The following is an 11,450-nucleotide window of genomic DNA, read 5'->3' on the forward strand; positions in this document are numbered from 1 at the left end:
ATAAATTGACTACAGTAAAAAAAAGTCAATTTTTGAAGATCCTGATAAAAGGAGATTAAAGTAATGCCTAGTGATACCAGAAACGAAGATCAAAAAAATTCCGATATTCAACAACCGATGAACCCCCAGGAAGTTGATCCTCAACAAAAACGTCAACAAAAAGCAGAATTAAAAGAAAAGGGAAATCGCTTAACAGCCAACCCTGGCGATCGCATTGATGATTCTATGTCTCTCGAAGAAAAGGCTAAACAAGTGGCTGTTGATGCGCCCGATCCGACTGGAGATCATGTTGTTGTTCCCACTTATTTTATCGTAGAAGATGAAGATGGGAATAAAGAAGCATTACACCATGTTCAAGATGCTGAAGAGATTTCTGATGTCATTCGTCAAGCCCGTGTTGATGAAGAAGGGAATCGCAAATGGTGGTAAACTCAATCCCTGTAATCTTGTTTAATCAGTAATACAAGTCCCCCGTTTCTTGATGAAGCTGGGGATTTGATTAACTAATCTTAATTAATTCTATACAGATCTTCCCTTCTGAAAAAAAATATGTTACGCTACGTTCATCAAGAGCAAGTCAGCCTAATCTCTCATTATCTTCTCAGCATTGCGCCTGGGAACAATGGGGAGCGGAGGAACCACTTTTTGGGGCTTATCTTTGACTCCCGATGAGTCAAGAAGGATATCTCTCAATCCTAGCCCGTCAGCTAACTCCGTAGGCATTGAGGGGAGACTGAAGAATCGACACGTATACTATTACAATGTCTTGATTCTCTCAGTTGCAACCATTGGTACTGCTCGCTTCTATGTACCTGTTTGTTTGATTGAGGCATTGTGAAAAATAAATTTTTTAGGGGTTGGATTTAACTTTTTCCAACCCTACTCAAACTTAATAATTCTAGTCAGTTAGTTAGGTTGAATTTTCCTCAAACCTAACTGCAAGTTTTAGGCTATCCATCGAATGTTAGGTATTTTTTTAGACTTACCTAAATGGTCACAGCCGAGTCGAACCCTCCAACATCACTAATTATCAGGTCTACTGCTATGGATCATTTTCAATCTATGGGTAACTTTCAGCCTTTCATTGCAGCTACAACATTTATCGCCGTAATGTTTTTCATTACGACAGATTTTCTACACTTAACCATTGCTGCACTTTTAGGTGCCTTAATTTTGGTTTTTCTTCATGTAATGACTTTAGCAGAGGCGGTTAATTATATTAGTCAAAGTCATGCCACTCTTGCTTTATTCTTTGGGGTAATGGTGTTAGTTCGTGCCTTTGAACCGACTAATGTTTTTGCCTATCTCGCGACAAAAATGGTGATTATTTCTAAAGGAGAAGGAAAGCGATTACTTCTGGGAATTGTAGCAATTACCGCCCCCATTTGTGCCGTTCTTCCCAACGCGACAACGGTGATGTTACTCGCACCTCTCATTCCACCAATGGCGACACAAATCGGAATTGACTTTGTGCCATTGTTGATTTTAATGGTTTTTATCGCCAATAGTGCAGGATTATTAACCTTAGTCGGCGATCCGGCAACCTATATCGTCGGAGATGCGATTAACATGAGTTTTACAGATTACTTATTTCGCCTCAGCTTAGGCGGTGCGGTAGCGGTTTTAAGTGTAATTCTGTTACTGCCTATTTTATTCCCAAAAATCTGGAGAGCCAAATTAAAAAATATTGATAAACTTTCTCTCCCTAAAATTAATCATCCCCGAACCTTAGCTATAGGAGGTCTAATTGCAGCTTTTGTGATCACCTTTTTTATCATCGGAGAATCCTTACNGATTACTTATTTCGCCTCAGCTTAGGCGGTGCGGTAGCGGTTTTAAGTGTAATTCTGTTACTGCCTATTTTATTCCCAAAAATCTGGAGAGCCAAATTAAAAAATATTGATAAACTTTCTCTCCCTAAAATTAATCATCCCCGAACCTTAGCTATAGGAGGTCTAATTGCAGCTTTTGTGATCACCTTTTTTATCATCGGAGAATCCTTACCGATTCCTGTTTCACCGGGGGCTGTAGCGTTATTAGGGGCAGCTTTAGCCCTGCTATTATCCCATCATAGTCATATTGATTCGATCAACCATATTCTCCGGGATATTGACTGGAGTACCTTACTCTTCTTTATGGCTGTCTTTGTGTTAGTGGGAGGACTGGAAAAAACCGGGGTCATTAATAGTTTATCTGGCGTTTTAGCCGTTGTCGTGGGTACAAATATTGCTTTTGGTTCAATTCTTTTACTGTTTTTTGTGGGTCTTCTTTCCAGTATTGTTCCGAATATTCCCCTCGTCGTGGCGATGGTTCCCCTTCTCAAACAATATTTAGTGAATGTCGGTTTAGCCGGGCCTGAAGTATTAGCCGTAGATTTTCAAGGACAGTTTCCGGTTGAAGTCTTACCTTTATTTTATGCGATGATGTATGGTGCGACTTTGGGCGGCAACGGCACTTTATTAGGGGCTTCTGCTAACATTGTGGCTGCCGGGATTTCTGAACAACATGGACGCACGATTTCATTTAAAAGGTTTCTCAAATACGGATTACCAGTCATGGGAGTTCAACTGGTAGCAGCCGCAATATATGTTGGAGTTATGTTTCTCAAACAGTCATAATCCTTTTTTTTGAGATTGACTTCAGTTGTTGATTTCTTTGAAATGGGTTATCGTTGGTATTGGTTTTGACTCGTGAATGCCAACCATGCAACTACTCAATTGGCTACCAGACAGCCCCATTGTCATCTTTACCATATTACTACTCGTTTCTCTGACGTTACCGCCCTGGTTTGAACGTCTCCGTCTTCCTGGACTCGTGGGATTATTATTAGCAGGTGTAGTTTTAGGTGAACATGGTTTAGGCGTATTAGATTCTCAATCGGAAACCATGAAACTGCTGTCAGACATCGGGAAAATTTACCTGATGTTTGTAGCGGGTTTAGAAATTGATCTCGCCCAGTTTAAAAGCAAAAAAGATCGGGCGATAGGCTTTGGAATTTCTACCTTTATTTTTCCCATGCTGGCGGGAATTGCTATTGGGCTTTGGTTCGGCTTTGGTTGGAATGCGGCTATTTTAATTGGTTCCTTACTGGCTTCTCATACGCTGTTGGCTTATCCCATTGTTCAACGCTTAGGACTGATTGATACTGAACCAATTATTATTAGTGTTGGGGCTACGATTTTTACCAGTATTAGCGCTTTATTAGTCTTGGCAATTTGTGTGTCAGTTCAAGCCGGAGAATTTTCACTCTATAGTTTGAGTTGGCAACTGGGAAGCCTAGCGATTTATTCGGCTGTCGTTTTATTTGGCTTTGATTGGGCTGGAAAAGCCTATTTTAAAAGAAATGGCAGTGAAGAAGGCAATCAGTTCTTATTTGTTTTATTATCAGTATTTCTCGCTTCTGTTGGCGCTCAAATTATTCAGATCGATCAAATTGTTGGGGCATTTTTAGCAGGTTTAGCCGTTAACGATGCGGTGGGAAATAGCCTCGTTAAAGACAAAGTGGAATTTGTAGGCAGTGTATTGTTTATTCCCTTTTTCTTCATTGCGATGGGGCTTTTTCTGAATGTTCCGGTTTTTCTCTCTACCTTAACCACAAATTTTACCTTACCTCTCGCTATTGTTTTAGGGTTAATAATTAGTAAATTCATTGCAGCCTGGGCTGTTAAATTACTCTACGGTTACAGCCGAGACGAAACCCTGTTAATTTGGTCACTTTCCATCCCTCAAGTCGCAACAACTCTAGCAGCAGCTTTAGTCGGTTTTAATGTCGGTTTACTGAGTGAAGAAGTCTTTAATAGTGTGATTGTCTTAATGTTAGCGACCTCGATTTTAGGCCCGTTACTGACCCAAAAATATGCACCTCGCTTGCTTCCCCTGAAAGCAGCCAAATCATCCTTTAATATTAACCCCACGATCAAGGACGGGGAAAATAGCCAAGAAGCCGAAAAAACTCTACCTTTTACCGTTGTTGTTCCGATATATAACCCCGATACTCAACGCTATTTGATGGAAATGGCGGCTTTAGTTGCTCGTCACGAAGAGGGATCAATTGTTCCTTTAGCGATCGCAACTCACGCCCAAGTTCACATGGATGAACCCGAATTTCAAAAAGCATTAAAATACAGTAGATTATTATTAAAACGCTCAGAAGAAGTCGGTCAAGAGTTCAACGTTAAAACGGAACCAATTCTCAGAATTGATGGCGATGTTGCTACAGGAATTACTCGCACCGCTTGCGAAAAAGATGCGAGTTTAATCGTCATGGGTTGGAGCGAAAATACCAGTTTACGAGCGCGACTGTTTGGAACGGTGATTGATAGCGTATTTTGGTCGTCTCACTGTCCAGTAGCGGTGATGCGATTATTACAAGAACCTGTGCAAATTCGTCAGATTTTAGTCTTAGTTAAAACTATAGCACCGCGAACCATTAGAACCATTCGTTTTGCTCAACTTTTAGCCTCTACCAACAAAGCGGCTGTCACTCTATTACATATTTGTCCGGCTCAAACTACTCCTCAGCAAATTACCATCATGGAAACGCAATTAACAGAAATCCTCAGTGTAGAAGGCTCTTCGATCAACTCCAACATTGTTGTTAGGGCGACTAATGATGTCGTTGGAACGATTTTAGAACAAGCCAAAGGATTTGATCTCGTGGTATTGCGATCGCAACGTCGCCGCACAGCAGGCGGTTTAGCTGTCAGTAGCGTCACCCATGAAGTCATGCAAAACCTACGCTGTTCAGTGGTGATGTTCGGTGAACCGCAAGTATAGCAGGCTGTAGGGGCGGGTGAGATCAAAATCTATGTCACTGAAAACAACATTAATAACTGAAAAAACTGGTCACGGGTGACGGGTGACTGTAAACTGATAAAACGGGAACATTCAACACGAGGACAGGCTAAGTTGCCGACTTTGGGAGTCAATATTGACCATATCGCCACACTGCGTCAAGCTCGTCGAACCATCGAACCCGATCCGGTGGCGGGGGCAGTGATTGCAGAATTGGCAGGTGCAGATGGGATTACCGTACATTTACGCGAAGATCGCCGTCATATTCAACAACGAGATGTGCGGCTGTTGCGAGAAACGGTGCGGACTCATCTTAATCTAGAAATGGCACCTACCGATGAAATGGTGGCGATCGCATTGGACATTCGACCGGACTATATTACTCTAGTTCCAGAACGACGAGAAGAAGTCACCACCGAAGGCGGACTCGATATCGTTGGTCAACAGGAGCGAATGAGTGCAGTTGTTGGTAAACTGCAAGATGCAGGAATTCCCGTCAGTTTGTTTATTGATGCAAACCCTGCTCAAATTGAAGCTTCAGCCCGCACAAAAGCTGTTTTTGTGGAGTTACACACAGGTTGTTATGCTGACGCCAAAGGGGATCAGCAATACCAAGAACTCAAGCTATTGATCGAAGGGAGTCAACTGGCTCAAAATGCGGGACTGCGGGTGAATGCGGGTCATGGTTTGACCTACTGGAACGTTTACCCCGTCGCTTGTATTGAGGGAATGGAAGAACTCAATATTGGTCATAGCATTATCAGTCGAGCGGTTCTGGTGGGCTTAGATCGAGCCGTTCGGGAAATGAAACAAGCCCTGATCGCTCTGTAAACTGTTCGTGATCACTCACCTTTTTTTCAGAACAAACAACGAATTATTGATTCACAACGAACCATGAAAACTTACTACTATCTTTTAGCCAGTCAACACTTTCTTCTCGAAGAAGAACCCTTTGAAGAAGTTCTCAAAGAACGAACTCGCTACTACCAAGAACAGGAAAAAGAAATTGACTTCTGGTTAGTTCCCCAACCTGCTTTTCTCGAAGCGCCGGAACTGGCGGACGTTAAAGCAAAATGTCCTCAACCTGCGGTGGCTGTCATTTCCACCAATGAGCAGTTTATTATTTGGTTGAAACTCCGTTTAGAATTCGTCGCGACAGGGAATTTTCAAGCCCCCTCATCCAGTATTGCTGATCCGTTAGCGTCTTTGGCGGTAGCGTGATCACAGACTGCTAAAATAGGTCTGCTCACAGTCAGTTGAGATCTGAGCTATGGTTCAAATTGGTGTCAAGAAATGGTTTAGGTTCACGGCGATCGCAGTTCTACTCACCAGTTATAGCGTGAGTCCAAACGTTGCGAGTGCTGCTGCCTCTTGTGAACCGCCAGCTTCTGGAGAGTATCTTGTATTGATTGTGAGCGAAACCACTGCTGAACAGGACTTAGCCCGTAAAACGTTACCCAGTGATATCAAAAGTGAAGTTTGTCGCTATGTTGAGGATCTGGTTACGCGAGTAGGTGGTTTTAAAGATCAACTGATTGCAGAAGATTGGGCGGCTTATCTTAAAGAGAGTTCCGGTTTGCAAACCTATGTCGTCAAACCCGAAACCGTTTCAGAACGTCCTCCCACCCGCCCTGTCGTGAACCGTTCACCTGCATCTGAGTTGCAAACAGAACCCCGTTCTCAAGCTCGACCTCGTTCTCAACCTCGTTCTCAACCTCAGCCTCAACCTCAGCCTCAACCTCAACCTTCTAGCGAACAAGCTCGCTTTAATCCCCGGAGGCTCGGTTCAGGGTATGCGGTGTTAGTAGACTACCTCAATCAACCCGATTTAGCCGCAGAAATCGAAGAAATCACTGGAACAGCAGTCGGTTTAGCTTCTTATGGTCAGCGTCCCTATTTACTTGTCACACAGACAAACAGCTTAGAAACCNCGGTTCAGGGTATGCGGTGTTAGTAGACTACCTCAATCAACCCGATTTAGCCGCAGAAATCGAAGAAATCACTGGAACAGCAGTCGGTTTAGCTTCTTATGGTCAGCGTCCCTATTTACTTGTCACACAGACAAACAGCTTAGAAACCGCCACCTCTACATTACAAACCTTAAGTAATCGGGGTTTCTTATCTCTGATGGTTGATAGTCGCAGGGTAACGCTGATCAGCCCGAACGTTAACCCCTAGTCTCAGAAGATAAAGAATAGGGGACAGGTTACAGGGAACAGGGAAAAAAACGGATTACTGATTACTGCAAAAACTGTTCACTGTTTCCCTGCGCCCATTTACGGATAAGCCAATTTTGCGATCCAAGAAATAACCACTCCCAAAGCCAAACCCACAATCACCTGAAAAGGGGTATGACCAAGTAACTCCTTGAGGCGATCTTCGTTAAATTGGGGATGCTCCTGAAATAACTCATCAATAATCTGATTCAAAATACGAGCTTGTTGACCCGCCGCTTGACGAACTCCCGTCGCATCGTACATAACAATAAAAGCAAAGACAACGGAGATCGCAAATTCAGGACTTTCCCAGCCAATTGTTTGTCCGACACCTGTAGCTAATGCGGAGACAAAAGCAGAGTGAGAACTCGGCATCCCGCCTGTTGTGACTAACGCCCGAAAATTGATTTTTCCATGTCTGATTAACTCAATCGTCAACTTCGCCATTTGAGCAAACAGACAAGCGAAAAGGGAGACCATCAGGACTTGGTTATCCAGAATATTGCCAAAGTCTTGCATGGAGTTAGACACCTCTAATGACTGCGACTGGTGATAAATTGAGCGATCGCAATTAAGGGAGTCGCCGCTTCTCCAAACGGAGCGAGTTCCGCTTGAGCCTGTTGGATCAGTTCAGTGGCTCGACGTTTTGATTCTTCGAGTCCCCAAAGACTAGGATAAGTCGCTTTTTGAGCTTTGAGATCTTTTCCGGCTGTTTTTCCTAGTTCTTCTTGAGTTGCAGTAATATCGAGAATATCATCAACTATCTGAAACGCCAAACCGATTTTCTGAGCATAGCTTGNGGTGATAAATTGAGCGATCGCAATTAAGGGAGTCGCCGCTTCTCCAAACGGAGCGAGTTCCGCTTGAGCCTGTTGGATCAGTTCAGTGGCTCGACGGTTTGATTCTTCGAGTCCCCAAAGACTAGGATAAGTCGCTTTTTGAGCTTTGAGATCTTTTCCGGCTGTTTTTCCTAGTTCTTCTTGAGTTGCAGTAATATCGAGAATATCATCAACTATCTGAAACGCCAAACCGATTTTCTGAGCATAGCTTGATAGCCGTTCTAAGTTCTCTATTGATGCTCCAGCTAAAATAGCGCCGCAAACGACACAAGCTTCTAACAAAGCTCCGGTTTTATGGGTATGAATGAATGTTAGGCGTTCTTCTGTAATGTCTGTTTTACCTTCTGATTCTAAATCTACCACTTGACCGCCCACCAGTCCGGTAGCGCCCACCGCTTGACCTAAACGGCCTATCACCTGTAAAACCTGTTGAGGGGGTACATTTGTGGTTTGAGTTGCTACAAATTCAAACGCATAGCTTAACAACCCATCCCCGGCTAAAATCGCAATATCTTCACCATAAACCTTGTGGTTAGTGAGTTGTCCCCGACGATAATCATCATTATCCATCGCAGGCAGGTCATCATGGATCAAGGACATGGTGTGGATCATCTCTAGGGCGCAAGCCGTTGGCATCGCCATCTCCGCCGTTCCCCCTAACAACTCACAAGTCGCCAGACACAAGATCGGACGCAGACGCTTTCCTGTCGCTAGCAGTGAATACCGCATCGCCTCATAAATTTTCTCGGGATAGGTGACTTGAACTGAGTCATCAAGTGCTATTTCGACCTCAGCCTTGCGTTCCGCCAAATAAGTCGATAGGTCAAACGTCGAGCTTGTCGGGGGTGATGGGTTTTCTCCAGTCAATACCATAACGCTGTTTGTCCGTACTGAGTCATATTTCGTCAATCCCATTGTACGGGTCTTGTGACACCCAAAGTCGATTATCTCTCAATCCGACTCAGAAAAGTTTAGGGGATACCAAAGTTGGCATCTACGGTTTTAGTGAACTACCCAAAGATTGAGGGTTGCTGCATCGACTTGGGATTGAAAACATAACCCTTCTACTACATAAAAGTTATGCTTTCAGTCAACCTCTTACGACTTTGCTTGTGATTTTTGGTATGCGGATGGCGAGACTCGAACTCGCAAGGCAAAGCCACACGCCCCTCAAACGTGCGCGTATACCAATTCCGCCACATCCGCTTAGGCTCAATGAAATCTCAGTCAAACTGAACGTTTCACAGCGCGTCTTCTATCATATCATAAACTTTCAGCAATATCAACAGAGTTTCCAAAAGTCAGCGATCGCCTGTAACAACATTGTTGCGTTTTATCTCTTTCCCTGTTGACCAAAACAGTTTATCCTAAACTGATTATTGACCGAGCAGCACAGAAGATGCGGTTTTCAAAGATCCTAATTGCCAACCGGGGGGAAATTGCCCTACGCATCCTCCGCACTTGTGAGGAACTGGGTATTGCCACAGTCGCCGTTCATTCTACCATTGATCACCACGCCCTTCATGTTCAGTTGGCGGACGAAGCCGTTTGCATTGGTGAACCGAGTAGCGCTAAAAGCTATCTAAACATTCCCAATATAATCTCAGCCGCCCTCACCCGCAACGCCACCGCCATTCATCCAGGCTACGGCTTCCTCGCGGAAAATGCCCGTTTTGCGGAAATTTGCGCCGATCACGATATCGCCTTTATTGGCCCGACTCCCGAGGCGATCCGTTCAATGGGCGACAAATCAACCGCCAAGGAAACCATGCAAAAAGTCGGGGTTCCCACTATTCCCGGCAGTGATGGCCTAGTCACGAGCGAAAAAGAAGCCGCGAAAATAGCCTCACAAATCGGCTATCCGGTTATCATCAAAGCAACCGCAGGCGGCGGAGGGCGAGGAATGCGTCTAGTTCGTGATCCGGCTGAACTCCCGAAACTATTTTCCGCCGCCCAAGGAGAAGCCGAAGCCGCCTTTGGAAATCCCGGTGTCTATCTGGAAAAATTTATCGAACTTCCCCGTCACATAGAGTTTCAAATCTTAGCCGATAGTCACGGCAATGTGATTCACTTAGGAGAACGGGACTGTTCGATTCAACGACGTCATCAAAAACTCCTGGAAGAATCCCCGAGTCCGGCGTTAAGTTCAGATCTGCGCGAAAAAATGGGACAAGCAGCCGTGACTGCGGCTCAGTCCATTCACTATACTGGAGCGGGAACGGTTGAATTTTTGCTCGATAAGGCGGGGAATTTCTATTTTATGGAGATGAATACCCGCATCCAAGTTGAACATCCCGTTACAGAGATGGTAACAGGCTTAGATTTAATCGCCGAACAAATTCGCATTGCTCAAGGGGAAAAACTAGAATTCACTCAAAAACAGGTGCAACTCCGGGGTCATGCCATTGAATGTCGGATTAATGCAGAAGATCCCGATCACAATTTTCGCCCTTGTCCGGGACGAATTAGCGCTTATCTTCCCCCCGGCGGAAATGGCGTGCGAATTGATTCTCATGTCTACACCGACTATGAAATTCCGCCTTACTATGATTCTTTGATTGGGAAATTGATTGTTTGGGGGCCTGATCGATCTAGTGCGATCGCTCGGATGAAACGGGCTTTACGAGAGTTTGCGATTACTGGAATTCCCACAACCATTGGCTTTCATCAAAAGATTTTGGAAACTCCAGAATTCATACAAGGTGAAGTTTACACCAATTTTGTTGAACAGTGGATGAGTCGTCAACAGCAATAACAGGATATTCCAGACTTAGATGATCATTCTCAACAGACCTTGTTGACCGAGTAGGATTTCCCGTAAAAGACTGAAAATTCCTACCCAGATAATCGGTGTAATATCGACTCCCCCTAAAGGGGGAACAATTTTGCGGGTGACAGCCAGAAACGGTTCAGTCGGCCAGACAATCACGTTAAACGGGAAGCGACTCTGATCCACTTGGGGATACCAAGTCAGGACAATACGGAAAATGAAGAAAAAGGTCATCACGGCTAGGACAATGCCTAAAATCCAACTGACTGCGGTAACGGTGGTCATGTTCTTCTCGAAACTTGAAGTTTTGTAACTGCAACTGTTCCTCATTTTAGCGGGTTATGAGCTACCCAAAGACAGAGTGGAAGTCAATGACTCAACGGTCTAACCTATTGTTAAAATGATAAAGTTAAAGCAATCTTTGTAAATTTTAAGGATCAGGTTACTATGACCCCTTCGTTAGCAAACTTCCTTTACAGCTTACTAGCAGGCACTTTGATCGTTGTCATTCCGGCAATTGTTGCTCTGTTCGTTCTCAGTCAGAAAGATAAGATCATCCGTTCTTAATCCCATCAGGGATGGCTCAAAGTTCGGGTAAGGAGTCTGAGTCAACTTTCAACCCCTGACCCGAACAACGGCTGACTGAAATATTTCTAGAGATATGTCAAATGCCCCACCCACAAGGGGATGTGGCTTGCAACTAGACCACTTCGGATCTGTCGCATACGGGTAATTGACCGTAAGAAAGTCTCTCCGTCTGACTAGCAGTAGAGAGAAGAAGTTTTTGTTCTTCCCACTCCTGGGGCATCCCTCACACTCATCGGGGCTGGT

11 protein-coding genes, 1 tRNA gene, 2 pseudogenes and 1 riboswitch are annotated in these 11,450 nt (G+C 44.3%); of the genes and pseudogenes, 9 read left to right on the forward strand and 5 right to left on the reverse strand.

Features of this window, described 5'->3' with window-relative positions:
• Positions 1-63: 63 nt before the first annotated feature.
• From WN50_RS37645 to WN50_RS17085, 7 genes and pseudogenes are all read left to right on the forward strand, one after another.
• A complete protein-coding gene (locus WN50_RS37645) occupies positions 64-429 on the forward strand; it encodes a hypothetical protein (protein ID WP_046280611.1) in 366 nt (121 codons plus the stop codon).
• Between the two features lie 171 nt (positions 430-600).
• Positions 601-737: riboswitch (cyclic di-AMP (ydaO/yuaA leader) on the forward strand.
• A gap of 373 nt (positions 738-1,110) precedes the next feature.
• On the forward strand, positions 1,111-1,792 hold a 682-nt coding region (locus WN50_RS17060), incomplete at its 3' end, for an SLC13 family permease (RefSeq protein WP_281062892.1).
• 1 nt (position 1,793) lies between these two features.
• Positions 1,794-2,618, forward strand: a pseudogene (locus WN50_RS17065) (SLC13 family permease); the annotation flags it as partial.
• A gap of 76 nt (positions 2,619-2,694) precedes the next feature.
• Positions 2,695-4,776: a cation:proton antiporter gene (locus WN50_RS17070; protein ID WP_082172313.1), complete on the forward strand. Its 2,082-nt coding sequence runs from the start codon at positions 2,695-2,697 to the stop codon at positions 4,774-4,776.
• Positions 4,777-4,908: 132 nt separating this feature from the next.
• Complete coding sequence (locus tag WN50_RS17075; protein ID WP_046280620.1) at positions 4,909-5,625, forward strand: pyridoxine 5'-phosphate synthase; 717 nt, start codon at positions 4,909-4,911, stop codon at positions 5,623-5,625.
• Positions 5,626-5,688: 63 nt separating this feature from the next.
• Positions 5,689-6,015 (forward strand): MgPME-cyclase complex family protein, encoded by a 327-nt coding sequence (locus tag WN50_RS17080; RefSeq protein ID WP_046280612.1) that lies wholly within the window; start codon positions 5,689-5,691, stop codon positions 6,013-6,015.
• A 49-nt stretch (positions 6,016-6,064) separates the two neighbouring features.
• On the forward strand, positions 6,065-6,724 hold a 660-nt coding region (locus WN50_RS17085; protein WP_235440996.1), incomplete at its 3' end, for a hypothetical protein.
• Positions 6,725-7,070: 346 nt separating this feature from the next.
• Here the strand turns inward: WN50_RS17085 and WN50_RS17095 are convergent.
• The 4 genes and pseudogenes from WN50_RS17095 to WN50_RS17105 all read right to left on the reverse strand — a co-directional run bounded on the left by WN50_RS17095 (position 7,071) and on the right by WN50_RS17105 (position 9,055).
• The gene (locus tag WN50_RS17095; protein WP_046280614.1) at positions 7,071-7,529 is read right to left on the reverse strand and encodes a divergent PAP2 family protein; all 459 of its coding nucleotides are present in this window, start codon (positions 7,527-7,529) and stop codon (positions 7,071-7,073) included.
• A gap of 14 nt (positions 7,530-7,543) precedes the next feature.
• Positions 7,544-7,809 (reverse strand): polyprenyl synthetase family protein (locus tag WN50_RS34120; RefSeq protein ID WP_235440997.1); only part of this gene is annotated, 266 nt, incomplete at its 5' end.
• Between the two features lies 1 nt (position 7,810).
• Positions 7,811-8,722 (reverse strand): annotated as a pseudogene (gene crtE, locus WN50_RS17100) (geranylgeranyl diphosphate synthase CrtE); the annotation flags it as partial.
• A gap of 252 nt (positions 8,723-8,974) precedes the next feature.
• Positions 8,975-9,055: transfer RNA gene (locus WN50_RS17105), tRNA-Leu, on the reverse strand.
• Between the two features lie 193 nt (positions 9,056-9,248).
• On the opposite strand from WN50_RS17105, the gene accC reads away from it, so the two are divergent.
• Positions 9,249-10,604 (forward strand): acetyl-CoA carboxylase biotin carboxylase subunit, encoded by a 1,356-nt coding sequence (gene accC, locus WN50_RS17110; protein ID WP_046280616.1) that lies wholly within the window; start codon positions 9,249-9,251, stop codon positions 10,602-10,604.
• Positions 10,605-10,619: 15 nt separating this feature from the next.
• Here the strand turns inward: accC and WN50_RS17115 are convergent, their stop codons facing one another.
• A complete protein-coding gene (locus tag WN50_RS17115) occupies positions 10,620-10,904 on the reverse strand; it encodes a YggT family protein (RefSeq protein WP_046280617.1) in 285 nt (94 codons plus the stop codon).
• Positions 10,905-11,066: 162 nt separating this feature from the next.
• On the opposite strand from WN50_RS17115, the gene psbX reads away from it, so the two are divergent.
• A complete protein-coding gene (gene psbX, locus WN50_RS32350; protein ID WP_072075544.1) occupies positions 11,067-11,186 on the forward strand; it encodes a photosystem II reaction center X protein in 120 nt (39 codons plus the stop codon).
• Positions 11,187-11,450 lie beyond the last annotated feature (264 nt).

This window comes from Limnoraphis robusta CS-951 (assembly GCF_000972705.2).

Excerpts from the sequence above, each read along its gene's own strand:
- WN50_RS37645 (WP_046280611.1), top strand. The coding sequence starts at position 64 with ATGCCTAGTGATACCAGAAACGAAGATCAAAAAAATTCCGATATTCAA.
- WN50_RS17070 (WP_082172313.1), top strand. The coding sequence starts at position 2,695 with ATGCCAACCATGCAACTACTCAATTGGCTACCAGACAGCCCCATTGTC.
- WN50_RS17080 (WP_046280612.1), top strand. The coding sequence starts at position 5,689 with ATGAAAACTTACTACTATCTTTTAGCCAGTCAACACTTTCTTCTCGAA.
- WN50_RS17095 (WP_046280614.1), bottom strand. The coding sequence starts at position 7,529 with ATGCAAGACTTTGGCAATATTCTGGATAACCAAGTCCTGATGGTCTCC.
- accC (WP_046280616.1), top strand. The coding sequence starts at position 9,249 with ATGCGGTTTTCAAAGATCCTAATTGCCAACCGGGGGGAAATTGCCCTA.
- WN50_RS17115 (WP_046280617.1), bottom strand. The coding sequence starts at position 10,904 with ATGACCACCGTTACCGCAGTCAGTTGGATTTTAGGCATTGTCCTAGCC.
- psbX (WP_072075544.1), top strand. The coding sequence starts at position 11,067 with ATGACCCCTTCGTTAGCAAACTTCCTTTACAGCTTACTAGCAGGCACT.